Here is a 25,901-nt window from a genome sequence, read left to right as displayed (position 1 = left end):
TAGTGACTCCAAAAGAAAATGACAAGCGCCTTCTTGCACTAGTCATTTTCCACCTTTTCGATATTGACTAAACAGTCGTATAAAGTGCTGCCGCGCCCGTTGTCCGATTCGCGGTCCGATGTCAACACATTGACCGCACCGCCAAATTTCGCCCATTGTCCTTCATCAATATTGATCGTTTTCGGATGGGCTTTAGCAAGAATTTTTACCGTTCCTATTAATTCGCCGCGATCGTTGAACACCCTTGCCTTATCTCCTTCTGACAATCCCTTTTCTTCCGCAACATCTTTTGCCACTTCGATTTTTACCGCTTGAATCGCTTCGACAAGATGATAATGTTGGGAATGATTCGAACGGAGCGGGTGAATCGTCAACAAACGGTACGGGTATTTTTTCGCTAATAACGGATTCGTTATTTCCGACTCGGCTGGATACATGATTTGCAGTTTGCCATTCATTCCCTTTTGCTTTGCTAATGCGGAAGTAAACTCATACTTTCCGCTCGGCGTTTGGAAGCGGTAGTCGCTCCATGGCACAGGCTGAACCGGGAGAAGCAGATGCTTTTCCTCTTTTAGCCGTTCGAGCGTGATGCCGTATTGTTCCAATGGCTTTAACCCCATTTTTAAAAATTCTTCCCTTGTATAAGCAAAATCAGCGCCAAAACCAAGCCGTTTCGCCAGCTCCGTCCAAATCCAAAGGTCGGATTTTGCCTCACCCGGCGGTTCAACAAGCTTTGGTCCATAGTTGACGTAAGCATGGTACATGGACGAATAATAAATGTCTTCTTCCTCAAATACCGTCGTTACCGGAAATACATAATCGGCCAGTTCGGCAGTATCCGTCATAAACTGTTCGAATACCACGACCGTTTCTACGGACTGGAACGCCTTTTTCACTAAGTTCGTATTCGGCACTTGTGTGAGCGGGTTTCCGCACGTCACGATGATCATTTTAATATCCGGGTTTGTCGCCTGCAAAATGCTTTCCGCCTGTTTCATCATCGTAAACGTACGGGAAGCTGTTTTTCGCTGTGGAAGAGCAAGTGCGGCAATATCAAAAGATTGTCCGACTTGCAGATTGCCGAAATTCGCCCCGCCCCCTGGAATGCCGACATTACCGCTTATCGCCACCAGCGCGTCAATCCAGCGGATCGTATTGCCTCCGTTCGCGTATCGTTGCATGCCAAGCCCTAAATAAGTAGCGGTTGGGCGATGTCCGTAAATAACAGCTAATTGCGTCATCACGTCGCGCTCCACTTCCGTAAGCCGCTCAATTTTTTCCATCGTTATACTTTCTAGTATCGCCTCGACGTCGGCAAACCCAACGGTATGCTGTTCAATAAACGCGCGGTCTTCCAAACCTAGGCGCAGCATTTCTTTTATAATTCCCATCGCTAAAAACGCATCCATTCCTGGTCTTACGGATACATACATATCGGCGATTTGCGCCGTTTGCTGAAACAGCGGATCAATGACAATGATCTTTGTTCCCCGCTTTTTCGCCGCAAGCAGATGCTGAAACAAATGCATATTCGTCCGCGCCACATTCCGCCCCCAAATAACGACGTGGCGGCTGTTTTGAATATCTTCCGGAGCGTGGCTATAGGAATTGCCAAAATCCCATGTCTGTGCTTCAATGCCCGCCCCCCAGCATAAACTGCCTGTTAGTTCCGTCACGCCGCCATAGCAGTTAAAAAAGCGTTGGTCTAAATTTTTTAACAATCCGTTATTGGCGTAATCATGGCTATGAAGCACCGAGGTCGTCCCGTAACGTTCCTTGATTTCCCTCATTTTTTCCGCCACTTCATCGAGCGCTTGCTCCCAGGAAATACGCATAAACTGACCGTTCATTTTTTTTAATGGATACAAAAGGCGCTCACTTGAATTCGTCCGCTCTTTGAGCATACGGCCGCGGGCGCAAATTTTCCCTTGCGTAATCGGATGTGTTTCATCCCCGTCCACTTGTTTCACTTTTCCGTCTTGAACCGTTACTTTTAGTCCGCACACATCCCAGCAGTTTAGCGGGCACGATGTGACGTGCGTTACTCCCATTAATTTCCTCCCCTTTTCCGTTTATAGAAAGAGCATGAGGAAACTACTCCTCATGCTTCACCAACACTTTTTTCAGCTTTCTTACAAACTCTTTGCGCGGAAGAAGCACACTATGGGCGCAACCTTCGCATTTGATGCGAATATCGGCGCCTAAACGGATGACTTTCCAGCGGTTCGTGCCGCACGGATGCGGCTTTTTCATTTCCACGATATCATATAATCCAAATTCTTTATTTTCCATTGGCTCACCCCTATCTTTTATCTAGGCGTTTTCTTTGGCTTGCTGAACAGATTGTTTTTCTTGCTCATTGCGATTATGAAGAACGAGGCGTGGATACGGAATTTCGATTCCCTTTTCATCTAAATGCATTTTTATCTCTTTTCGAATCGCTCTTGCCACAGAAACATGACGCATCGGTTTTGTTTCGCAGACGATGCGCATCACTACTTCAGAATTAGCTAAATTTTGCACGCCCAACAATTCAGGCGGAGCAACCATGTCTTCGTATTTTGCCGGCAATTGCGGCAGCAGTTCGCTAATCGCTTCTTCTACTTTTTCAATATCCTCTTCATACGCAATGCTGACATCGACTACAGCAACGCTATTGCTGAGAGAGTAGTTCGTCACTTGCGTAATGCTTCCGTTTGGCAAAATATGAATTTCTCCCGTCCAACTTTTAATTTTCGTTACCCGTAAACCGATTGCCTCCACATATCCTTCAAAATTGCCGATGCGGACATAGTCTCCTACCGCAAACTGATCTTCAAAAATAATAAAAAATCCGGTAATGACATCCTTTACTAAACTTTGCGCGCCGAAACCAACAGCAAGTCCGACAATTCCCGCGCCTGCTAAAAGCGCTTGTACTTTCGCGCCCAACGTATCTAAAATCATAATCAACGCAATAGAATATAGTACGTACTTAATCACATTATCGAGGAGCCTTAACAATGTTGCTTCCCGCCGCTCAGAAATGCGGATCGGCGCCTTTTGCCGCACTTTGAAAATATTATGGACGGCTACTGTCAACACTTTTTTGGCAACGGTGCATAACACCAAAATCAAAATGATTTTTAACGCTCCTGCCCCTAAATTGACCCAAAACTCTTCGTCTGTAGCAAATCCAAACAATCGGTCGAAAATCTTGCTCTGTTTTACCATATCCAATGTTTTCTACACCTCTATATCGTTTTACGCTTTGCATCACTATTTATTTTAACAAGATTACCAATCAATTTGTACTAATAAGCGAAAACAAGGCACCTATATGTATATAATTTTCGTTTTTTCCGTATACTGTTAATACTTTGAATGGGAAACCGGGAGTGAATCGAATGAGCATACCATCTATTTTTTTCTCTTCGAAAGATGATAAGGAACGTGTTTTTCATGATGAGCATGGGGCTTCAACGTTCATTGCGCTGCGGCTTGTTTCATTACTTCCTGATCCGTTATCTCAGCCTGTCGCCATTGTTTGCATCGGCACAGACCGTTCAACAGGAGATTCCCTTGGACCGCTTGTTGGCACTATGTTAAAAGAAAAACATCTTTCCCACTTTCATGTATATGGAACATTGGAAGAGCCGATCCATGCTGTCAACTTGGAAGAAAAAATCAACGCTATTCGCTCTATTCACCATGACACGTTTATGATTGCTATCGATGCCTGTTTAGGCCGGCTGAAAAGCGTCGGCGCGATCACAATCGCAAAAGGACCGGTACGGCCTGGAGCCGGAGTGAATAAACAGCTTCCTCCTGTCGGCGACGTCCATATTACAGGAGTAGTCAATGTCAGCGGCTTTATGGAATTTTTCGTGTTGCAAAACACCCGCCTCCATCTCGTGATGAACATGGCGAAAACGATCGCCAACGGCATTTACGAAGCCGACCGGCAGTTAAACCGAAAAGAGTTTTTGACAAATACAACATTTGCTAAAGATTATCGTCAGCCATGGTAATCATTTATAAAAAATCCCCTCTTTGTTGCGATAAACAAGAAGGGGGTTATTTGCTTTTCAAAAGAAATAAAGAATGGAAACGGCAAAGGCAGTAACGATGATGCTAGGCAATAGATTTGCTACACGGATGTTCGTAATGCCGAGCATATTCAAACCAATCGCCATAATTAAAATTCCTCCTGTTGCCGTCGATTCGGCAATGAATGAATCGATAATTTCTTTTGGCACCCATCGTTCAATTTGGGTAGCGAGCAGCGCAATGCCTCCTTCATAAATCATAACAGGAATCGCGGAAAAAATAACACCAATTCCAAGCGTTGTCGTTAAAATAATGCTTGTAAAGCCATCTAAAATCGATTTTGTATACAAAACGCGATGGTCTCCACGCAATCCGCTGTCCAGGGCGCCGACAATCGCCATGGCGCCAATGACAAATAATAACGTAGCGCTGACAAATCCTTTTGCGATATTTCCTTGCTGACTGCCTCCGACTTTTTTCTCGACCCATTCGCCAAGCTGGTTTAGTTTTTGATCCCAATCCCATATTTCGCCTAACACGCCGCCAAGGACAAGACTAAAAATGACGATTAGAAATTGTTCGCTTTTTATCCCCATTTGAATTCCGAGCAGTGCTACCGCGAGACCGATTCCCCCCATCACCGTTGCCTTTACTCGTTCAGGAATACGGTGGAATATTTTTCCTAACAATGATCCAATTGCAATGCATATTCCGTTGACAATGGTTCCTAATAGTACCATGATGAATTCCTCCTAATAAAAAAATAAACCACCGTCATAGGATGGTCACTTTATTCATCCAACCGCACATCTAGTAACTCTAGTATTCTCTCTAAATCTTCAGAAGAGAAAAACTCGATCTCAATTTTTCCTTTTTTTCTCGTTTGTTTAATCGTCACATTCGTTCCTAGCTTCTCCCGCAATAATGACTCGCTTTCCTTCAAAAAGACGCTTTTTTCCACCGGTTTTCGCCTCGGTGTTTCACGTGAAACATTTTGATTGATTTGCTGAATGAGTTTTTCTAATTGACGCACATTCAACTGCTCGCGCATAATGCGTTCGACAACCGATTTCATCTTATTTTTGTGCTTTAATCCTAACAGAGCTCGGCCATGCCCCATTGTCAACGTTCCGTCTACAATCAGCTTTTGTATATCTTTTGGCAATGACAACAGACGGAGATGGTTGGCGATATGGGGACGGCTTTTTCCCACGCGGCTAGCAATCTCTTCTTGAGTAAGCTGTAGCTTGTCCATCAGCATTTTATAGGCCATTGCCTCTTCGATCGGGTTTAAATCTTCCCGTTGCAAATTTTCTAACAAGGCAAATTCCATCATTTGTTGATCCGTCAATTCCCGCACGACTACGGGAACGGTCTGTAAATTCGCTTCTTTCGCAGCGCGATATCGCCGCTCCCCTACGACGATTTCAAACCCTTTTATCGACTTGCGGACGATCAGCGGCTGCAGTATTCCATGCTGCAAAATCGACTGCTTTAATTCTTCGATCGCTTCCGGCTGAAACGTTTTTCTTGGCTGGTAAGGATTCGGATGAAGCTCATCAATGCTCACTTCTTGGATCGTTTCCTCTTTTTCCGTTAACGCCAGATGGGAAAACAGCGCGTCAATGCCTTTGCCAAGACCTTTAGCCACGCTCTAGCACCTCCTTTGCCAATTCTAAATACACTTCCGCTCCCCGCGATTTTACGTCGTACAAAATGATTGGTTTTCCGTGGCTTGGCGCTTCGCTCAGCCGTACATTTCTCGGAATAATCGTGTTATATACTTTTTCGCGGAAGTATTTTTTTACCTCCTGAATGACTTGAATGCCTAAATTCGTACGGGCGTCTAGCATCGTTAACAAAACGCCTTCAAGACGCAAATCATGATTTAAATGTTTTTGTACAAGCCGGATTGTGTTGAGTAGCTGGCTCAGCCCTTCGAGCGCATAATATTCGCATTGTACGGGAATAAGAACGGAATTGGCCGCCGTTAACGCGTTTAACGTCAACAACCCTAGCGAAGGAGGACAGTCGATAATGATGAAATCGTAAATTTCCCGCAAAGGGTCAAGCGCATTTTTTAAGCGAATTTCACGGGAAATGACCGATACAAGCTCAATTTCTGCTCCCGCTAATTGAATGGTAGCCGGAATGATATGTAGATTTTCAATATTGGTTGGTCTTATGACATCTTTCGCTTTTAAATCGCCAATAATGACGTTATAAACGCATTCATCGACATCCCCTTTTTCAATTCCGATCCCACTTGTCGCATTGCCTTGCGGATCGATATCTACTAATAATACCTTTTTTCCGATATGCGCTAAACAAGCGGCTAAATTGACCGCTGTCGTCGTTTTTCCGACTCCGCCTTTTTGATTCGCAATTGCAATTACTTTGCCCACGATGCCACCTACCTCTAATTCTTACTCATATTGTCTATTTTATCATGAAAAAAATAAAATGAACTTGTTTTCTATTTGCCACCGAAAGAAAAAACCCCATCAAAAGCAGCTTGATGAGGCAAGACATCCTTGTGTTTATTACTTTTTCGGAATGCGAATGGTAATTTGATAATAATCGTCAAATTCTTCCTCTTCCGAATCAACGGCTACACCGCTGTTTGCCACCATCGTCAACGACTGTCGGATCGTGTTGACGGCAATGCGCATATCTCTACTGAATGCTTTCCGTTTCGGCTTCGGTTTGCGATTAGCCGATTCCAACATTTTCAGTACTCGGTCTTCCGTTTGTTTGACATTTAGTTGTTTATCAATAATTTCCTGCAACAATTTTAATTGCTTTTCTTTATCTTTTAGGACGATTAAAGCACGGGCATGACGCTCGGTAATCGTGCGATGCAACAATGCTTCCTGGACCTCTTGCGGCAGTTTTAACAGGCGCAATTTGTTAGCAATCGTCGATTGTCCTTTTCCAAGTCTCTGCGCAAGCGCCTCCTGCGTCAGATCATGTAGCTCCAACAGCTTCGCATACGCCATCGCTTCCTCAATCGGCGTCAGCTCTTCCCGCTGCAAATTTTCAATCAATGCGACTGAAGCGGTTTCTTTGTCGTTTAAATTTTTTACAATCGCTGGAATTTCCGTCCAGCCAAGCTTTTGAACGGCACGCCATCTGCGCTCCCCCGCAATAATTTCAAACTTCCCATTCTCGCATTCGCGGACGACAATCGGCTGAATGATCCCATGCGTATGAATTGTTAAGGCCAGTTCTTCAATTTTTTCTTCGTCAAAAATAGCCCGCGGTTGGAAACGATTTGGAATAATTTTAGAAACCGGAATTTTTTTTACTTCTTCTTTTTCGTGTTTTTCGATTAATTCTTCCTGTTCCTTTTCTCCAAAACTGAAAAAGCGAGAGAAAGGATGTTTCATTCCCCTACACCACCTTTAAAAACTCTCCCCTAGATTGTAAAAACATTTATTGAATCGGTTGTTTATTCGGCATTCCAGGTTTGCGAGGATATTTGCTTGGCGTACTTTTTACTTTTTTACTGTAGATGAGCAAATTCACTAACATAAATTTACATCCATACAAAAAAGGAGACATGAACCCGATTCCTTGATTAGAATAGATGTGTCACCAAACCATTCTCAAGGAGGTTCATGTCTCATGAATAGACTACCACATCACCAAGGAATCGACAAGTTTTTCGCAATGTTGGGGCTGGCCCTTTATTTCTCTAAGCCGGTCATGAAGCATCTCATTCATATTATCGATGCGCTGACAACGAAAGGATTTGCGGGAACCTTGACCGATCTGCATCACGAGAGCTTTCATCCCAACCATCGAACGACACTGAGCCATTTTTTCACGAAAAGCCCTTGGGATGAAGAAATCTTGCTTCGCAAACTCCAGCAGTGGATGCTTCGTCATGTGGAACGAACGGCCAAGCGAGAGAATCACCCCATTTTTGTTTCGATCGATGATACGATCTGCCGAAAAACGAAGCCTTCGTCACAGGCGAAACACGCTATTGAAGGGTGTAATTGGCATTATTCTCACGCGGACAAAAAGTCGATTTGGGGACACTCTCTCGTCTGGCTCATGGTTCATACGATGACGCAAGCCTTTCCCTTTGCGTTTCGCCTCTACGACAAGGCGGATGGGAAAAGCAAGGGTCAATGGGCCATCGAGATGCTTTCTTCTTTGGATGTGCACGGTTCTGTTTATGTGCTGATGGATTCTTGGTACCCATCGAAAACACTCGTGGAAGCCTGCCTGAAAAAAGGATTCCACGTCATTGCGATGCTCAAGACGAATCGGGTTCTCTATCCAAAAGGCATTGCGATCCAAGCCAAGCAGTTTGCACGCTACATCGAACCGGAAGACACCCATCTCGTCACGGTGGGAGAAGAGCGTTATCGCGTGTATCGCTACGAGGGAGCGCTGAAAGGTCTCGATGATGCCGTTGTGTTGTTGGCTTGGAAAGCCGATCAGCCGATGACACCTGAACATCTTCACTGCGTCTTGAGCACCGACCGGGAGCTAAGCGATGAAGAGATCTTGCGCTACTATGCCCAGCGTTGGTCGATCGAATGCTTTTTTCGACAAGCGAAAGACCAGCTGAAGCTCGATGGGTACCGCGTTCGTCAACGTCGGGCGGTGAAACGGTATTGGATCTTGGTGCAACTCGCTTATGTGTACAGTATGGTCGAATCCAACAGCGATTTCTCTACCGGGCTTGACTTCCTTCGAAAGAAGAAAGGACATAGCCTCGTGGAGTTTATTTACGATGCAGCCAAACAAGATATTCCCATTGATGTCGTTAAAAAACAGCTTCATGTGGCATAAGGGGTACTCCGTTTGTCTCTTTTTACATGGTAATTATTGTAATGAAAATTGCTCAACTACAGTTTTTTAATAAAAATAATGGCTCGTTCACTTTGTTCCATCGGCAACGCAAAATGTTTGACCGCAGAAATATCGCCGCCAAGCAGGGCAATCGCCTTTTCCCCTTCTTTTAATTCTTCCTGTGCCGAAGCACCTTTCATCGCGATAAACGTGCCGTTGACTTTCACCAGCGGGAGACATAGCTCGCTAAGCACTGGCATTCGCGCCACTGCCCTGGCCGTAACAACATCAAACGATTCGCGAAATTCCTTTTTTCGGCCAAACGTTTCAGCGCGGTCGTGATAAAACGCGACATCCGTTAAGGCTAATTCATCTGCTAAATGTTGCAGAAAGGTAATGCGCTTTTGCAATGAATCGACAATCGACAATTTTAAATGCGGAAAACAAATTTTTAACGGAATGCTTGGAAATCCCGCTCCCGCACCTACATCGCACAGCGATAAAGATTTGGAAAAATCGTAGTAAAAAGCCGGAGAAAGAGAATCAAAAAAGTGTTTGACATACACGCTAGGCTTGTCCGTGATGGCGGTCAAATTCATCTTTTCATTCCATTCGATTAGCAATTCATAATACCGCTCAAATTTTTCTAGCGCTTGAGAAGAAAGGAGAATTCCTTTCTCCTCAAGCATGGCCTGAAACTGTGCTGTATCCATACGCCAATCCTTTCCCTAATTTTTATTCATTCGACACGCGTGCGATTCTTCCTTGTTCTAAATACACTAATAATATCGAAATATCGGCAGGATTTACCCCAGAAATGCGCGAAGCTTGCGCAATCGACAACGGCCGCACTTGTTTTAATTTTTGCCGCGCTTCTGTTGCTAAGCCGTGAATCGCATCGTAATCGATATCTTCCGGAATTTTTTTGTTTTCCATTTTTTTAAGGCGCTCTACTTCTTGCAGCGATTTTTGGATATAGCCTTCATATTTGATTTGAATTTCGACTTGTTCCGCTACTTCCGGCGAAATTTCTTCCTCTGCCGGAGCGAGCTTTTGAATATGTTCGTACGTCATTTCCGGACGCCGCAGCAAGTCAGCGGCGCGGATGCCGTCTTTCAGCTCACTTCCGCCAGCTTGTCGGATCACTTCCTGCACTTCTGGAGTCGGTTTGATAATAAACGTTTGCAGCCGTTTTTTCTCTCTTTCGATCGCCTCTTTTTTTGCTAAAAACTTTTGATATCGTTCTTCAGAAATGAGGCCGATTTTATAGCCAAGTTCTGTTAGACGCAAATCCGCATTGTCATGCCGAAGCAGCAAGCGGTATTCAGCGCGAGACGTTAACAATCGGTATGGCTCGTTTGTTCCTTTTGTGACAAGGTCATCGATTAACACGCCGATATACGCATCCGAACGGCTTAAAATAATTTCTTCTTTTCCAAGCGCCCGGTGCGCGGCGTTAATCCCTGCCATAATTCCTTGTCCAGCCGCTTCTTCGTATCCAGACGTTCCGTTAATTTGTCCAGCCGTATATAAGTTTTTCACCAGCTTCGTTTCCAACGTCGGCCATAGTTGTGTTGGAACAATCGCATCGTATTCGATCGCATAGCCGGCCCGCATTAACTGTGCTTTTTCAAGTCCTGGAATGGTCGCTAGCAGCTGGCGTTGAATATGTTCCGGCAAGCTTGTTGACAATCCTTGTACATAAACTTCTTCCGTTTCGCGTCCTTCCGGCTCTAAAAAGATTTGGTGGCGCGGTTTATCATGGAAACGGACGATTTTATCTTCGATCGACGGGCAATAACGCGGTCCTGTCCCTTTGATCATTCCGGAGTACATCGGCGATAAATGCAAGTTTTCATCAATAATGCGATGCGTCTCTGCTGTTGTATACGTGAGCCAGCATGGCAATTGATCGGTAATATATTCTGTCGTTTCATAGGAAAACGCCCGCGGCACATCGTCCCCCGGCTGAATTTCCGTTTTGCTGTAGTCAATCGTACGGCTGTTGACACGCGGCGGTGTCCCTGTTTTAAAGCGGACAAGCTCAAACCCCAGTTCTTCTAAATGCTCGGACAATTTAATGGATGGCTGTTGATTGTTTGGACCGCTTGAATATTTAATGTCACCGATAATAATTTCGCCGCGCAAAAACGTTCCCGTCGTAATGACAACCGCTTTCGCGTAATAATGAGCTCCGGTGTGAGTAATGACGCCTTTGCATATGCCGTCTTCCACGATTAAACGTTCCACTTTTCCTTGGAGCAATGTCAGATTTTCTTGGTTTTCCAGCGTTTTTTTCATTTCCCGCTGGTACAGCACTTTGTCCGCTTGCGCGCGCAATGCCCGTACCGCCGGACCTTTCCCTGTATTTAACATCCGCATCTGGATATACGTTTTATCAATATTTTTCGCCATTTCCCCGCCTAGCGCATCGATTTCGCGGACGACAATCCCTTTTGCCGGACCGCCGATCGATGGATTGCATGGCATAAACGCGATCATATCTAGATTTAACGTAATGACTAACGTTTTCGCGCCGATGCGCGCTGCTGCCAGCGCCGCTTCACATCCTGCATGGCCGGCGCCGACAACAATGACGTCATACGAACCCCCATGATAGTCCATATATATACCTCCTCTGTTATTTTCCTAAGCAAAACTGAGAAAATAGCTGATCAATCAAGCTTTCGTGCACCGTATCGCCAATAATTTCGCCAAGCAGCTCCCATGCTCTTCTTAAATCGATTTGCGCCAAATCGACTGGCATTCCTGCTTCAATGCTGGAAATCGCATCTTCAACCGCCTTTTTCGCTCGCTGAAGCAAGGCGATGTGGCGAGAGTTGGAAACGTACGTAAGGTCGCCCGCTTCGACCGAGCCGCTGAAAAACATTTCTGAAATCGCCTTTTCTAAATCGTCAATTCCTTTTTCATTTAATAGCGACGTAGCAATAATCGGTCGGCCGTCTGCTAGTTGTTTGACCTTATCCATATCGATATTTTTCGGTAAATCCGTTTTATTCACAATCACCATAAAGTTCATTCCCGCGACCATTTCAAACAGCCGTTCGTCTTCTTCCGTCAGCGGCTCATGATAATTAAGCACAAGCAAAATGAAATCCGCCTGCTTTAGCATTTGCCGCGACCGTTCAACCCCAATTCGTTCGACTATATCTTCCGTTTCGCGAATTCCCGCCGTATCGATTAATCGAAGCGGAACGCCGCGGACGTTTACGTATTCTTCAATGACATCGCGCGTTGTTCCCGGAATATCCGTGACAATCGCCTTATTTTCGTGAACGAGCGCATTTAATAGCGACGACTTCCCGACGTTTGGCCGTCCGATAATGACAGTGGCCAACCCTTCACGCAAAATTTTTCCTTGCTGCGCGGTTTGCAGCAGCTTTTTAATTTGTTCCCGCACGTATTGCGCTTTTTCAAGCATCAGCCGCGGCGTCATTTCTTCGATATCCTCATATTCCGGATAGTCAATATTTACTTCTACGTGAGCGAGCGTCTCTAAAATCGTCTGCCGCAATTCGCGAATTAATTTCGACAAGCGCCCTTCCATTTGCTGAAGCGCTACGTTCATCGCCCGATCCGTTTTCGCCCGGATCAAGTCGATCACCGCTTCCGCCTGTGATAAGTCAATCCGTCCGTTTAAAAACGCTCGTTTTGTAAATTCCCCTGGCTCGGCCAACCGTGCTCCATTCGCTAACACAAGCTGCAACACGCGATTGACAGAAATCAATCCGCCGTGGCAGTTAATCTCGACGACATCTTCTCTCGTAAATGTCTTTGGCGCCCGCATCACCGATACCATGACTTCCTCGACTGTCTGCCCGCTGTCCGGATCGATAATATGACCGTAATGAATCGTATGGGATGGAACATCTTTCAGCCATTTTCCGCTTGGGCTTTTAAAAATGCGGTCAGCAATCGCAATCGCCTCGTCCCCGCTCAATCGGACAATCGCGATCGCTCCCTCTCCCATCGGTGTAGAGATGGCCGCAATTGTATCGAATTCCATCATGTTTTCACCTCTCTTTGCTGTCCAAAAACGAATCTATCTATATGTTAGACAACTGCCGTTGCCGATAACAATCTATCCACAAATTTTATATATCATTTCAATTTTAACTTATCCACATGTGAATAACAACATGAAGTGCTTATTCATTCATCCTAAAAAATGTAAGAATAGACGATGCCCATCGTAAAAAAAAGAGAAAAAAGAGGCTGTCTCGTTCGCTGCAGAGATAGCCCCTTTTTGCCGATATCGATTTATTTTGCGGACGGAGATACGACGACATAGCGATGCGGCTCTACCCCAACCGAATAAGTAACGACTTTTTTATGATTCGCTAACGCAGTATGGATAATTTTCCGCTCATGTGCCGGAAGCGGCTCCAGCTTTATTTCTCTTCCGGTTTTCATTACTTTTTCCGCTAGCTTTTCCGCCAGTTGCATCAACGTTTTTTCTCTTCGTTCCCGATAGTTTTCCGCATCCACAATGATAGAAATATATTCCTCTGCATAGCGGTTGGCGACAAGCTGCGTAAGCAGTTGCAAGGAGTTTAACGTTTGTCCATGTTTTCCAATCAATAAACCTACTTGTTCGCCTGTGATCATAAATGTCACTTGCTTGTCATGTTGCTGTTTTTCAATCGTTACCGCGGTTACTCCCATTTGTTGTATAACCTTTTGTAAAAACAGCTCCGCTTCTTCCACTGGATTTATTTTTAAAATGGCTTTTACAACTGCCGGCTTGCTTCCGAAAATGCCAAACAACCCTTTTTTTCCTTCATCGAGCACAACGATTTCTGCACGATCTTTCGAAACACCGAGCTGTTGCAGCGCTGACTGCACGGCTTCATCTACGGTAGCAGCGGTTGCGGTTACTTCTTTCACTTTTTCGTTCCTCCTGAATGGGCAGAGTCAACATTTGGCCCTTTAATCAAATATGTTTGGACAATAGAGAAAACATTTCCTACTACCCAATAAAGCGACAAAGCGGCGGGAAAATTAATAGCAACAATAACAATCATAATCGGCATCATCCAAAGCATCACGGCCATTTGCGGATTTTGCTCTCCAGCGCCGGCCATCATTATTTTTTGTTGGATAAACGTTGTGACTCCTGCAATAATCGGCAAAATGTAATATGGGTCTTTATCACCAAGGTCAAACCACAAAAAGGTATGTTCGGCAATTTCTCTTGTGCGCCTAATTGCATGATAAAATCCGATTAAAATCGGCATCTGAATAAGGAGTGGGAAACAACCTGCCATCGGGTTGACACCGTGTTTTTGAAACAGCAGCATCATTTCCTGCTGGAGCTTTTGCTGGGTTTGCATATCTTTGGAGCTATATTTTTCCCGAAGTTTTTGTATTTCCGGCTGAAGCGCTTGCATTGCTTTCGCGTTTCTTGTCTGCTGGATCATTAACGGCAGAATCAGCAAGCGAATAAAGATGGTTACGACAATAATCGACAGTCCAAAGCTTCCGCCTAAAATGTGGGCAACATATTTAATTAACCAGGAAAGCGGATAAACGATGTACTCATTCCAAAATCCTTTGCTTTGCGGCGTGATCGGTTCATTAATTTGCGAACATCCCGACAGAACCGCAATTACTGCAATGAACGCAACGATTAACCAAGTTCGCCTCTTCACCTTCTTTTTCCTCCTAAATTTACGAATTCACATTATCCTAAATATGTATTTTAACATTATTCTAAACATAATAGGGAACTTTTTCATGAGAATATTTGCCCAACAGGAAAAAATAACCTAATGAAGCCGTTTTATTTCAACGCTCCTGCCTTTCGCAATACATGAATCAAACTTTTCTTTACCTCAAAATAGTCCATTTCCGCAACCGGTAACCTGGCGATAATGACATAATCTTTGCCGGGCATAATCTCCTCTTTCATTTCTAAAAAAAATTGGCGGATATAGCGCTTGATTCGATTTCTCACAACCGCTTTTCCAAGCTTTTTGCTCACCGACAATCCGATGCGAAAGTACGGTTGTTCCGGCCGATCCAGCATATAAACGACAAACTGCCGGTTCGCCATCGACGTGCCGCGCTGAAACACCTCTTGAAACTCCTCATTTTTCTTTATACGATACTTTTTCTTCATGCCCCGGGAACACTCCATCTTTTTTAGTATCGATTCACACGATCCTTGAGAAAAAAGACCACTGAAGTTTCAGTGGCCTATGCGGATAATACTTTTCTTCCTTTACGACGACGACGCGCAAGCACTTTTCTTCCATTTTTCGTGCTCATACGTGCGCGGAATCCGTGAACTTTGCTGCGCTTACGGTTATTTGGTTGGTATGTCCGTTTCATCTATGACACCTCCCTAGGGAATAACTGTTACGGGCAGTCTTTCTCATTATATTGAACAATCTAATAAGATGTCAACCGCTCGCGAACTTTTCTCTCATTTTACAACGATGTGGATAATTTTTCAGACGCCATTTAGATATCCACACTATTTATCGACATTTTTTTCACACTTTTCACTATGTGGATAATTAAGTTTTTCACAGTCCTTCTGTTTTGTGGATAATTTTAAAAATCCGTTGCAACATGCTATTTTATTTGCTATTATTATTGTGTTTTCACTATGGATAATGGTGTGGATAAAGAAAAAATATCCACATTTTGTGGATATGTTGTGGATATGTTTCTCCACATCTTGTTTATAACGTTATCCACAAGTGGTGGATTTTGTCGAAATATCTCTTTTTTCCTTATTATAAGCTATTTCCACAATTATTTTTTTTAAACGAATTATTATCCTCTAATAAGGGAGGGGCAACGGTTGGAAAATATCCATGATTTATGGAATCGCGTGCTCGGGGAAATAGAAAGGAAAATTAGCAAGCCAAGCTTTGAAACTTGGCTAAAATCAACAAAAGCCCACTCTTTACGAGGTGACACGCTCGTTATCGTGGCCCCAAACGAATTTGCAAGAGACTGGCTTGATTCCCGCTATTCTCATTTGATTGCTGAAACCATTTACGACATTACTGGAGAAGAACTGTCGATTAAATTCATTACTCCTCCTAATCAATCGGAAGATGATTTTGAATTTCAGCGATCTTCGAAAAAGCACCGGAAGTCATACGAAGAATCAACGGATTTTCCGCAAAGCATGCTGAATCCAAAATATACGTTTGACACGTTTGTCATCGGTTCTGGCAATCGCTTTGCCCATGCGGCTTCTTTAGCGGTTGCAGAAGCGCCGGCGAAAGCGTATAATCCGCTATTTATTTACGGCGGGGTTGGCTTAGGGAAAACGCATTTAATGCACGCGATCGGTCACTACGTTATTGAACATAATCCGTCGGCTAAAGTCGTTTATTTATCTTCGGAAAAATTTACAAATGAGTTTATTAACGCAATTCGCGACAACCGTCCTGATGATTTTCGCAACAAGTACCGGAATGTGGACGTTCTACTAATTGATGATATTCAATTTTTAGCGGGAAAAGAACAAACGCAAGAGGAATTTTTCCATACGTTTAATACATTGCATGAAGAAAGCAAACAAATTGTCATTTCTAGCGATCGGCCGCCAAAAGAAATTCCAACGCTAGAAGACCGGCTTCGCTCACGGTTTGAATGGGGGCTTATTACGGATATCACTCCTCCCGATTTAGAAACGAGAATCGCCATTCTTAGAAAGAAGGCAAAAGCGGAAGGATTTGATATTCCGAATGAAGTGATGCTATACATCGCGAATCAAATTGATTCCAACATCCGCGAGCTAGAGGGCGCCCTTATACGCGTTGTCGCCTATTCATCGCTGATCAATAAGGAAATTACCGCTGACCTAGCCGCGGAAGCCTTGAAGGACATTATTCCAAGCACCAAACCAAAGGTTATCACGATCCAAGATATTCAGCGCGTCGTCGGCGAGCATTTCAATATTAAACTAGAAGATTTTAAAGCGAAAAAAAGAACAAAATCCGTCGCTTTTCCACGTCAGATTGCCATGTACCTTTCCCGCGAGCTCACAGACTGCTCATTGCCAAAAATCGGAGATGAATTTGGAGGCCGTGACCATACGACCGTCATCCATGCGCATGAAAAGATTTCAAAACTTTTGCAATCAGATGTACAGCTGCAAAAACATATAAAAGAAATTCAAGAGAAATTAAAACAATTGTGAATAATTGACGAAGATTTATGCACAGCCTATCCACATGTGGACAGGCTGTGCTTCCTTTACTTCATTTACTTATCCACATTTCAACAGGTATTATTACTAGTATTATGATTTTGTTTTTTTATATTACTATAAAAAAATAATTTATTTCCCCAATTCATTTCAGGAGGCATTGCACGATGAAAATTGCCATTGATCGAGAAGCGCTAGCCAAAAGCGTTCAAGATGTGATGAAAGCCGTATCCCCGCGCACGACTATTCCTATCTTGACAGGAATTAAAATTACTGCGACTTCACAAGGAGTGACATTGACGGGAAGCGATTCCGATATTTCTATTGAATCGTTCATTCCTGCGGAAGAAGAAGATAAGCTGCTTGTTGAGGTAAAAGAGGCTGGAAGCGTTGTATTGCAAGCACGTTTTTTTGCCGAGATCGTTAAAAAATTGCCGCAACAGACAGTGGAGATAGAAGTCGGACCAAACTTTTTAACGGTCATTCGTTCCGGCAAAGCGGAATTCAACTTAAACGGTCTTGATGCCGATGAATATCCGAGATTGCCGCAAATTGAAGAGGAAAATGTATTTAAAATCCCAACGGATTTATTAAAAACGATCATTCGCCAAACGGTATTTGCTGTTTCGACCTCAGAAACGCGTCCGATCTTGACAGGTGTCAACTGGAAGTTTGAAGATGGAGAGCTTACTTGCACGGCGACAGACAGCCACCGTCTGGCGTTAAGAAAGGCAAAAATAGAAACGGAGAATCCGCAGTCGTATAATGTCGTCATTCCGGGAAAAAGTCTAAACGAATTGAGTAAAATTTTAGATGACAGCAATGACCCGGTTGACATTGTCGTTACGGCCAATCAAATTTTATTTAAAACAAAACATTTGTTATTCTTTTCCCGCCTGCTTGATGGAAATTATCCAGAAACTGCCCGTCTTATTCCAACGGATAGCAAAACCGATATTATCGTGAATGCAAAGGAATTTCTACAGGCGATTGACCGCGCATCTCTATTGGCGAGAGAGGGAAGAAACAACGTAGTAAAACTAACTACATTAAATGACGGCATTATTGAAATTTCTTCCGTTTCCCCGGAAATCGGAAAAGTAACGGAAGAAATTCAAAGCGAATCTGTTGAAGGAGAGGAATTAAAAATTTCCTTTAGCGCAAAATATATGATGGATGCGCTTAAAGCGCTCGATGGCACCGATATTAAAATCAGCTTTACTGGCGCGATGCGACCATTTTTGCTTCGCCCTTTGCATAACGATTCGATGCTTCAGCTTATTTTGCCAGTAAGAACGTATTAATGCTAAAGAAAGCTGCTACCATACTAGCAGCTTTCTTTGCTAGTATGTCATTTTTTCGTTAAAATAAAAAAATGGGCAGTTTTAAGAAAGTGAGCGATGAACAGATGGAGAAGAAAATAGCAATTACAACGGAGACAATTACGCTTGGGCAATTGCTCAAACTTGTTCAAGCCGTTGGTACAGGCGGTGCGGTGAAATGGTTCCTGCAAACAAATGAAGTGTTTGTCAACGGTGAAAGAGAAAACCGGCGCGGCCGAAAACTAAAAAATGGCGATAAAGTCGAAGTTGAAGGATTGGGTACGTTTATTGTAACGAAGGCAGAGTAGGTGAAGAGCTGTTGTTTTTAACACACTTATCACTAAAAAATTATCGTAATTATGAAAGCCAGACACTGGAATTTACGAACAATGTCAATATTATTTTGGGAGAAAACGCCCAAGGAAAAACAAATATGATGGAGGCTATCTATGTATTGGCGATGGCGAAATCGCATCGCACGACAAACGACAAAGAGCTTATTCGCTGGAATGAAGACTATGCTAAAATAGAAGGAAAGGCAGTAAAAAAACAGGGGGCGTTATCGCTCGAATTGATCATTTCAAAAAAAGGAAAAAAGGCGAAATGCAACCATATTGAACAGCAGCGGTTAAGCCAGTACGTCGGCCATTTAAATGTCGTGATGTTTGCCCCAGAAGACTTAAATTTAGTGAAAGGAAGTCCGCAAGTAAGACGCCGTTTTATTGACATGGAAATTGGGCAAGTTTCCCCCGTTTATATACATGATTTGAGTCAATATCAAAAGCTTTTGCAACAGCGCAACCATTATTTAAAAATGCTGCAGACGCGCGAGAGTCAAGATGAAACGATATTAGATATTTTAACAGAGCAGCTGATTCCGCTGGCAGCGAAAATTACGTTGAAGCGTCATGAATTTTTATTTTTGCTTGAAAAGTGGGCGGCGCCTATTCACCATGAAATCAGCCGTGGATTAGAACAGCTGCAAATTCAATATGAACCGTCTATTGATGTATCAGAAAAGGTAGAATTGTCGAGAATAATAGAAGCATATAGCGAAAAGTTTGCTACAATAAAAGAAAGGGAAATCCAGCGGGGAATAACGCTTGCTGGCCCGCATCGTGACGATATTTCATTTATTGTAAATGGAAAAAATGTGCAAACATTTGGTTCTCAAGGACAACAACGCACAACAGCGTTATCCATCAAATTGGCGGAAATTGAATTAATCTTTTCTGAACTTGGCGATTACCCCATTCTTTTACTTGATGATGTACTATCGGAACTAGATGACTATCGGCAAACCCACCTCCTTGATACGATCCGGCGAAAAGTACAAACATTTGTGACGACGACAAGCATTGACGGGATTAAGCATGACATCATTAAGGAAGCTGCCATTTATAAAGTCCATTCCGGCTCCATAACCGCCCCTTCCTGTCATTAATGCTTTGAACGTTTGGAAAGAAAGCGTAGGTGATTTGACATGACAATGGAACAAAAAGTCGAACATACGTATGATGCGAGTCAAATTCAAGTGCTCGAAGGGTTAGAAGCAGTTCGAAAACGTCCTGGAATGTATATTGGTTCGACGGGGGCAAACGGGCTGCATCATCTCGTATGGGAGATTGTCGACAACAGCATCGATGAGGCGTTAGCCGGTTATTGCACAGAAATTAACGTGACGGTTGAAAAAGACAATAGCATTACCGTTACGGATAACGGTCGTGGTATTCCTGTTGACATTCAAGAGAAAATGGGACGCCCGGCTGTTGAAGTAATTATGACCGTCCTGCATGCCGGGGGTAAATTCGGTGGCGGCGGTTATAAAGTGTCGGGTGGACTGCATGGAGTTGGCGCTTCTGTCGTCAATGCTTTATCGGAAGAATTGGAAGTATATGTGTATAGAGAGGGAAAAATACATTATCAAAAATATCAACGCGGTGTTCCTTGCGCCGATTTGCAAGTGATTGGCGACACAGATCGGACAGGCACTACCGTTCATTTTAAACCTGATCCGGAAATTTTTACGGAAACGACCGAATTCGATTATGAAACATTGGCAACTCGTCTTCGTGAGTTAGCTTTTTTAAATCGCGGTTTGAAAATTACGCTTGAAGATAAGCGGGTAGAAAATCGAAAAAATGAATATTGCTACGAAGGTGGAATCCGTTCTTACGTTCAGCATCTAAACCGGACGCGCGAAGTGCTTCATGAAGAGCCGATTTATATCATCGGCGAGCGCGACGGCATTTATGTGGAAATTGCGCTCCAATACAATGATGGCTATAGCAGCAATATTTATTCATTTGTGAACAACATTCATACACACGAAGGCGGAACACATGAATCCGGTTTTAAAATGGCGCTGACGCGCATTATTAACGATTACGCACGCAAACAGCAAATTTTAAAAGATAATGATCCAAATTTAACTGGTGAAGATGTTCGCGAAGGGTTAACAGCAATCGTTTCGATTAAACATCCGTCCCCGCAGTTTGAGGGACAAACGAAAACAAAACTTGGAAACAGCGACGCCCGGACGGTTACCGATGCGATTTTCTCGGAACAATTTGAAACCTTTTTATTAGAAAATCCAACGATAGCAAGAAAAATTGTGGAAAAAGGAATGATGGCAGCGCGGGCGCGCGTAGCGGCAAAAAAAGCGCGCGAGCTGACACGTCGAAAAAGTGCGCTGGAAATTTCTAACTTGCCTGGAAAGCTTGCTGACTGTTCGTCGAAAGATCCTTCGATCAGCGAACTGTACGTCGTGGAAGGAGATTCTGCGGGCGGTTCGGCCAAACAAGGACGGGATCGTCATTTCCAAGCGATTTTGCCGTTGCGTGGGAAAATTATTAACGTCGAGAAAGCGCGTTTGGACAAGATTTTATCGAACAATGAAGTTCGTGCCATTATTACCGCACTGGGCACGGGAATTGGCGAAGACTTCGATATTACAAAAGCGCGCTACCATAAAATCATTATTATGACAGATGCCGATGTCGACGGGGCACATATCCGCACATTATTGCTCACCTTCTTTTATCGTTATATGCGCGAATTTATTGAGCGGGGATATGTATACATCGCCCAACCGCCGCTTTATAAAATTGAGCAAGGCAAACAAGTAAAATACGCCTATAACGACCGGCAGCTGGAGAAAATTCTTGCGGAATTGCCGGAAAACCCAAAACCGACGATCCAGCGTTATAAAGGTCTTGGCGAGATGAATCCAGAGCAATTATGGGAAACAACAATGAATCCGGAAACAAGAACGCTGCTTCAAGTTAGTTTGCAAGATGCCATTGAAGCTGATGAAACGTTTGAAATTTTGATGGGGGACAAAGTAGAACCACGAAGACAATTTATCGAAGAAAACGCAAGGTATGTAAGAAATTTAGATATTTAGTTTGGAGAGTGTTGAGCAATCACCCTCCCCACTCCAAATTTTTTTATAAGGGAGGTTTTTATGAATGGCAGAAAATCAACATCCGCGCATCCGTGAAGTCAATATTAGCCAGGAAATGCGTTCCTCGTTTCTCGATTATGCGATGAGCGTCATCGTATCACGGGCATTGCCTGATGTTCGCGACGGGCTAAAGCCTGTGCATCGCCGCATTTTATATGCCATGCATGATCTTGGCATGACCGCGGACAAACCATACAAAAAGTCGGCCCGCATCGTCGGCGAAGTCATCGGGAAATACCACCCGCACGGTGATGCAGCCGTATACGACACGATGGTCCGCATGGCGCAAGATTTTAACTATCGCTACATGCTTGTCGATGGGCACGGAAACTTTGGATCGATTGACGGTGACGCAGCTGCCGCGATGCGCTATACAGAAGCGCGCATGTCCAAAATCGCGATGGAACTGTTACGCGACATTAACAAAGACACGATCGATTATCAGGATAACTACGACGGTTCAGAAAAAGAACCAGTCGTTTTGCCGTCGCGCTTTCCTAACTTATTGGTAAACGGTTCATCCGGAATCGCGGTCGGGATGGCGACAAACATTCCGCCGCACCAGCTCGGTGAAGTGATCGACGCCATTTTGGCATTAAGCAAAAATCCTGATATGACGGTAGCTGACTTAATGGAATACATTCCAGGGCCAGATTTTCCGACGGCGGGGCAAATTATCGGCCGCAGCGGCATCCGTAAAGCATACGAAACAGGGCGCGGCTCGATTACATTGCGTGCGAAAGTTGAAATCGAACAGCAGTCCAACGGAAAAGAAACGATCATCGTCCGCGAGCTTCCTTATCAAGTCAACAAGGCAAAATTAATTGAACGCATCGCGGAGCTTGTCCGCGAAAAGAAAATTGACGGCATTACCGATTTGCGCGACGAGTCAGACCGGAACGGAATGCGGATCGTCATCGAAGTGCGCCGCGATGCCAATGCCAAAGTCATTTTAAACAATTTATATAAACATACGGCATTGCAAACAAGCTTCGGCATTAATATGCTTGCGCTTGTTGATGGCCAGCCGAAAGTGTTAAATTTAAAAGAATGCCTGGAGCATTATTTGAAACATCAGAAAGTAGTGATCCGCCGCCGGACAGCTTACGAGCTGAAAAAAGCAGAAGCCCGCGCCCATATTTTAGAGGGCCTTCGCGTTGCTCTTGATCACCTTGATGAGGTGATTAACCTAATCCGCAGCTCGCAGACGACGGAAATCGCTAGGGAAGGGCTGATGAAGCAGTTTTCGCTCAGCGAGAAACAGGCGCAAGCGATTTTAGATATGCGTTTGCAACGGTTAACCGGATTAGAACGAGAAAAAATTGAACAAGAATATCAAGATCTTGTCCGTTTCATCGCTGAATTAAAAGCGATTTTAGCGGATGAGGAAAAAGTGCTGCAAATTATTCGCGACGAGCTGACGGAAATTAAAGAGCGGTTTAACGATGAGCGGAGAACAGAAATCGTCGTTGGAGGAGCCGAAGAATTTGACGATGAAGATTTAATTCCGCGCGAACATGTCGTCATCACCCTCACACATAAAGGGTATATTAAGCGTTTGCCTGTTTCTACGTACAGAAGCCAAAAACGCGGCGGGCGAGGCGTCCAAGGCATGCATACGACCGAGGATGACTTTGTCGAGCATCTTTTGATTACGTCGACCCATGATACTATTTTATTCTTTACGAATAAAGGCAAAGTATACCGGGCAAAAGGATATGAAATTCCGGAATACAGTCGGACCGCGAAGGGACTTCCGCTTATTAATCTTTTAGAACTGGATAAAGATGAGTGGATTAATACGATTATCCCTATTCACGACGAATTTGACGACAATTTATATTTGTTCTTTACAACAAAACAAGGCATTGCCAAGCGTTGCCCACTTTCTGCCTTCGCCCATATTCGAAACAACGGTTTAATCGCCATCCATCTGCGCGAAGGGGACGAGCTTATTTCGGTTAAGTTAACGGATGGATCGAAACATATTATTGTCGGGACGAAAAACGGTATGCTTATTCGTTTTCCGGAAACCGATGTGCGTACAATGGGACGGAGTGCAACGGGAGTGAAGGCGATCACGCTTGATGAGGATGATGAAGTAGTAGGCATGGAAATTTTAGAGGATGATTGTGACGTATTAGTCGTGACGAAAAACGGATATGGCAAGCGCACCCCTGCCTCTGAATATCGTCTGCAAAGCCGCGGCGGAAAAGGAATTAAAACATGTAATGTGACGGAGAAAAACGGTCCGGTTGTTGCGGTGAAAACGGTCAACGGGGAAGAAGACTTAATGCTCATCACAACAAGCGGCATCCTCATTCGCATTGCTGTCAGCGATATTTCACGGGTAGGAAGAAATACGCAAGGGGTAAAATTAATTCGTCTATCGGAAGAAAATGAACATGAATATGTTGCTACGGTAGCGAAAGTTCCGACAGAAGAAGAAAAAGAGGAAGAGGCTCATTTAGCATAATAACAAAGGTGTCCGAAAACTCCGCTTTCGTGACACCTTTCTTTTTTATACACATAAAGTACTACAACTTATTTCCTAATATGTTAGTATAAAATTACACGAACAAAACATGGGAGTGTCAGCGATGATTCGGGTAAAGCTTCACCAGTTGCAAGAAGGATGTATTCTTGCCGAAGATGTGCTAGGGAAAACGAAAAAGCCAATTATGCCAAAAAATACGATAGTGACGTCAACACTATTAAACGTATTAGAAAAATTTTTAATTGAGGAAGTATGTGTCGAGCCTATTTTGGCAAACGGCGAGCCATTCCGGCCGGCGGAGTTGCCTGAAGCGTACCATGAAGGCGCTATAAACGGCGAAAATCTGATATCTCTTTACTTAAAGGCAGTTCAAAAATATAAAAAGGCGTTTCAGTCATGGCAATCTGGCTCCCCAATTGACATTGCCGAAGTAAGAGAGATCATTATTCCACTATTAGACAAATTTATACATAATAAGAGAGAATTGTTAATCTTATACCGTTATGCGACAAAGGAAGATTATTTATATCACCATGCTGTTAGTGTCGGGTTGTTAGCAGGCTTTTTAGCAAAACAAATGGATTATAGCAGAGGGGATTGTTATCAAATCGCGCTTGCCGGTGTATTATCTGACTGCGGAATGGCGAAGGTCGATAAAAGGATTTTAACAAAGCGGTTCGCGCTTACTACTAGCGAATACAAAGAAGTACAGCAACATGCCGTATTTGGCTATCGAATGGTGCAAAAAATAACAGCGTTAAAACAGGGGGTAAAGCTGGCGATATTGCAGCACCATGAACGAAATGACGGAAGCGGCTATCCGTTTGGCATTCGCGACCAGCAAATTCATCCATACAGCAAAATAGTGGCGGTAGCGGACGTGTATCATGCGATGACTTCCGAACGTCTTTATCGACGCAAACAGTCGCCTTTTAAAGCATTGGAAAAAATGCAAATCGAGCAATTTGGCAAATTAAGCATGGAGGCAATAAAAGTGCTGCTAGATCATTTAGCCAGCTTTCAAATAGGAACGCTGGTTAAATTATCAAACGGCGAAACAGGAGAAATTATTTTTATACAGCCGGAAGAACCAACAAGACCAATTGTTAAACTGGCCAACAAAAAGGAATTTCTTTCTCTAAGTGAACATCGAGACATATATATCGAGGAAATCATTCATTAATAATGCCAGAGGATGAATATTTTTTCTTAAAAATACTGTTGAATATGAAAAACAAAAATGATAGAATCAATTTTGCTTGATTCAAAAGATGTTTCGCTGATAAAAAATTTGTAAAAAAGTGTTGACTTTTAATTGTCTATGAGTTACTATTTAATAGCTGTCATCATTAAGAGACAAAAGCTCCTTGAAAACTAAACAAAACGCAAGCGTCAATCAAGAAAAGCTGAAGCGCCGCGATCAGCTCTCGAAGCCAAATGTTCTTCACCCGCTGAAGTGCTTGCACTTCGAGGGGGAAGGTTATTTGGCACAAGAGAGCTAGGCGCTGAAGCTAGACAATAAGAAAAGCGAAGGCGACTCGACACCTTGCGGTGTCGGTGCTGAAGCTTGGAAATAAGCCAATT

Annotated in this window: 23 protein-coding genes; 9 read left to right on the top strand and 14 right to left on the bottom strand. The window is 43.7% G+C overall.

All coding sequences use genetic code 11. The features are described 5' to 3' along the window. Nucleotides 1-38: 38 nt before the first annotated feature. The 3 genes from BDD39_RS01455 to BDD39_RS01445 are packed head-to-tail and all read right to left on the bottom strand — an operon-like array spanning nt 39 to nt 3,213. On the bottom strand, nt 39-2,051 hold the full coding sequence (locus tag BDD39_RS01455; RefSeq protein WP_166907480.1) for a molybdopterin-dependent oxidoreductase: 2,013 nt from the start codon (nt 2,049-2,051) through the stop codon (nt 39-41). 43 nt (nt 2,052-2,094) lie between these two features. Beyond that, entirely contained in the window at nt 2,095-2,292 is a 198-nt protein-coding gene (locus BDD39_RS01450; RefSeq protein ID WP_017435777.1) for a DUF951 domain-containing protein, read from the bottom strand. Nucleotides 2,293-2,313: 21 nt separating this feature from the next. Further along, a complete protein-coding gene (locus tag BDD39_RS01445; protein WP_166912204.1) occupies nt 2,314-3,213 on the bottom strand; it encodes a mechanosensitive ion channel family protein in 900 nt (299 codons plus the stop codon). A 173-nt stretch (nt 3,214-3,386) separates the two neighbouring features. On the opposite strand from BDD39_RS01445, the gene yyaC reads away from it, so the two are divergent. After that, complete coding sequence (yyaC, locus tag BDD39_RS01440; RefSeq protein WP_166907478.1) at nt 3,387-4,010, top strand: spore protease YyaC; 624 nt, start codon at nt 3,387-3,389, stop codon at nt 4,008-4,010. 57 nt (nt 4,011-4,067) lie between these two features. Here yyaC and BDD39_RS01435 read toward each other — a convergent pair whose 3' ends face one another. From BDD39_RS01435 to noc, 4 genes are all read right to left on the bottom strand, one after another. After that, on the bottom strand, nt 4,068-4,769 hold the full coding sequence (locus BDD39_RS01435; RefSeq protein WP_166907476.1) for a DUF554 domain-containing protein: 702 nt from the start codon (nt 4,767-4,769) through the stop codon (nt 4,068-4,070). Nucleotides 4,770-4,819: 50 nt separating this feature from the next. Beyond that, nucleotides 4,820-5,680 (bottom strand): ParB/RepB/Spo0J family partition protein, encoded by an 861-nt coding sequence (locus BDD39_RS01430; protein ID WP_166907474.1) that lies wholly within the window; start codon nt 5,678-5,680, stop codon nt 4,820-4,822. Next, on the bottom strand, nt 5,673-6,434 hold the full coding sequence (locus tag BDD39_RS01425; RefSeq protein ID WP_166907472.1) for an AAA family ATPase: 762 nt from the start codon (nt 6,432-6,434) through the stop codon (nt 5,673-5,675). Before BDD39_RS01425 ends, BDD39_RS01430 begins: the two co-directional genes overlap by 8 nt. Nucleotides 6,435-6,572: 138 nt before the next feature. Next, nucleotides 6,573-7,418, bottom strand: a complete 846-nt coding sequence (noc, locus tag BDD39_RS01420) for a nucleoid occlusion protein (protein ID WP_166907470.1) — start codon at nt 7,416-7,418, stop codon at nt 6,573-6,575. A gap of 238 nt (nt 7,419-7,656) precedes the next feature. Between noc and BDD39_RS01410 the strand changes: the two genes are divergently transcribed. After that, the gene (locus BDD39_RS01410; protein WP_081189990.1) at nt 7,657-8,838 is read left to right on the top strand and encodes an IS701 family transposase; all 1,182 of its coding nucleotides are present in this window, start codon (nt 7,657-7,659) and stop codon (nt 8,836-8,838) included. Between the two features lie 56 nt (nt 8,839-8,894). Here BDD39_RS01410 and rsmG read toward each other — a convergent pair whose 3' ends face one another. From rsmG to rpmH, 7 genes are all read right to left on the bottom strand, one after another. Then, nucleotides 8,895-9,551, bottom strand: coding sequence for a 16S rRNA (guanine(527)-N(7))-methyltransferase RsmG (gene rsmG, locus BDD39_RS01405; RefSeq protein WP_166907468.1), 657 nt, complete (start codon nt 9,549-9,551; stop codon nt 8,895-8,897). A gap of 22 nt (nt 9,552-9,573) precedes the next feature. Continuing rightward, nucleotides 9,574-11,463, bottom strand: a complete 1,890-nt coding sequence (gene mnmG / locus BDD39_RS01400) for a tRNA uridine-5-carboxymethylaminomethyl(34) synthesis enzyme MnmG (protein ID WP_166907466.1) — start codon at nt 11,461-11,463, stop codon at nt 9,574-9,576. Between the two features lie 16 nt (nt 11,464-11,479). Next, on the bottom strand, nt 11,480-12,865 hold the full coding sequence (gene mnmE, locus BDD39_RS01395) for a tRNA uridine-5-carboxymethylaminomethyl(34) synthesis GTPase MnmE (protein WP_166912202.1): 1,386 nt from the start codon (nt 12,863-12,865) through the stop codon (nt 11,480-11,482). Between the two features lie 254 nt (nt 12,866-13,119). Beyond that, on the bottom strand, nt 13,120-13,746 hold the full coding sequence (jag, locus tag BDD39_RS01390) for an RNA-binding cell elongation regulator Jag/EloR (protein ID WP_166907464.1): 627 nt from the start codon (nt 13,744-13,746) through the stop codon (nt 13,120-13,122). Next, nucleotides 13,743-14,510 (bottom strand): YidC family membrane integrase SpoIIIJ, encoded by a 768-nt coding sequence (gene spoIIIJ, locus BDD39_RS01385; protein WP_166907462.1) that lies wholly within the window; start codon nt 14,508-14,510, stop codon nt 13,743-13,745. The genes jag and spoIIIJ overlap by 4 nt, the downstream gene beginning before the upstream one ends. Before the next feature lie 131 nt (nt 14,511-14,641). After that, a complete protein-coding gene (gene rnpA, locus BDD39_RS01380; RefSeq protein WP_166907460.1) occupies nt 14,642-14,980 on the bottom strand; it encodes a ribonuclease P protein component in 339 nt (112 codons plus the stop codon). Nucleotides 14,981-15,057: 77 nt separating this feature from the next. Beyond that, nucleotides 15,058-15,192 (bottom strand): 50S ribosomal protein L34, encoded by a 135-nt coding sequence (rpmH, locus tag BDD39_RS01375; RefSeq protein ID WP_043906386.1) that lies wholly within the window; start codon nt 15,190-15,192, stop codon nt 15,058-15,060. A 478-nt stretch (nt 15,193-15,670) separates the two neighbouring features. Here rpmH and dnaA point away from each other — a divergent pair, with 478 nt between their 5' ends. From dnaA to BDD39_RS01340, 7 genes are all read left to right on the top strand, one after another. Continuing rightward, nucleotides 15,671-17,023, top strand: coding sequence for a chromosomal replication initiator protein DnaA (dnaA, locus tag BDD39_RS01370; RefSeq protein WP_166907458.1), 1,353 nt, complete (start codon nt 15,671-15,673; stop codon nt 17,021-17,023). Nucleotides 17,024-17,199: 176 nt separating this feature from the next. Next, nucleotides 17,200-18,336: a DNA polymerase III subunit beta gene (gene dnaN, locus BDD39_RS01365; RefSeq protein WP_166907456.1), complete on the top strand. Its 1,137-nt coding sequence runs from the start codon at nt 17,200-17,202 to the stop codon at nt 18,334-18,336. A 104-nt stretch (nt 18,337-18,440) separates the two neighbouring features. Further along, nucleotides 18,441-18,662, top strand: coding sequence for a S4 domain-containing protein YaaA (gene yaaA, locus BDD39_RS01360; RefSeq protein ID WP_166912200.1), 222 nt, complete (start codon nt 18,441-18,443; stop codon nt 18,660-18,662). Nucleotides 18,663-18,673: 11 nt separating this feature from the next. Further along, nucleotides 18,674-19,798 (top strand): DNA replication/repair protein RecF, encoded by a 1,125-nt coding sequence (recF, locus tag BDD39_RS01355; protein ID WP_166907454.1) that lies wholly within the window; start codon nt 18,674-18,676, stop codon nt 19,796-19,798. Between the two features lie 39 nt (nt 19,799-19,837). After that, nucleotides 19,838-21,760: a DNA topoisomerase (ATP-hydrolyzing) subunit B gene (gene gyrB / locus BDD39_RS01350; RefSeq protein ID WP_166907452.1), complete on the top strand. Its 1,923-nt coding sequence runs from the start codon at nt 19,838-19,840 to the stop codon at nt 21,758-21,760. Between the two features lie 64 nt (nt 21,761-21,824). Continuing rightward, nucleotides 21,825-24,296 (top strand): DNA gyrase subunit A, encoded by a 2,472-nt coding sequence (gyrA, locus tag BDD39_RS01345; RefSeq protein WP_166907450.1) that lies wholly within the window; start codon nt 21,825-21,827, stop codon nt 24,294-24,296. A 124-nt stretch (nt 24,297-24,420) separates the two neighbouring features. Beyond that, nucleotides 24,421-25,500: an HD-GYP domain-containing protein gene (locus BDD39_RS01340; protein WP_166907448.1), complete on the top strand. Its 1,080-nt coding sequence runs from the start codon at nt 24,421-24,423 to the stop codon at nt 25,498-25,500. Nucleotides 25,501-25,901 lie beyond the last annotated feature (401 nt).

This window comes from Saccharococcus thermophilus (genome assembly GCF_011761475.1).
Taxonomy (GTDB): domain Bacteria; phylum Bacillota; class Bacilli; order Bacillales; family Anoxybacillaceae; genus Saccharococcus; species Saccharococcus thermophilus.
This window is presented reverse-complemented; position numbering and strand designations above follow the sequence as displayed.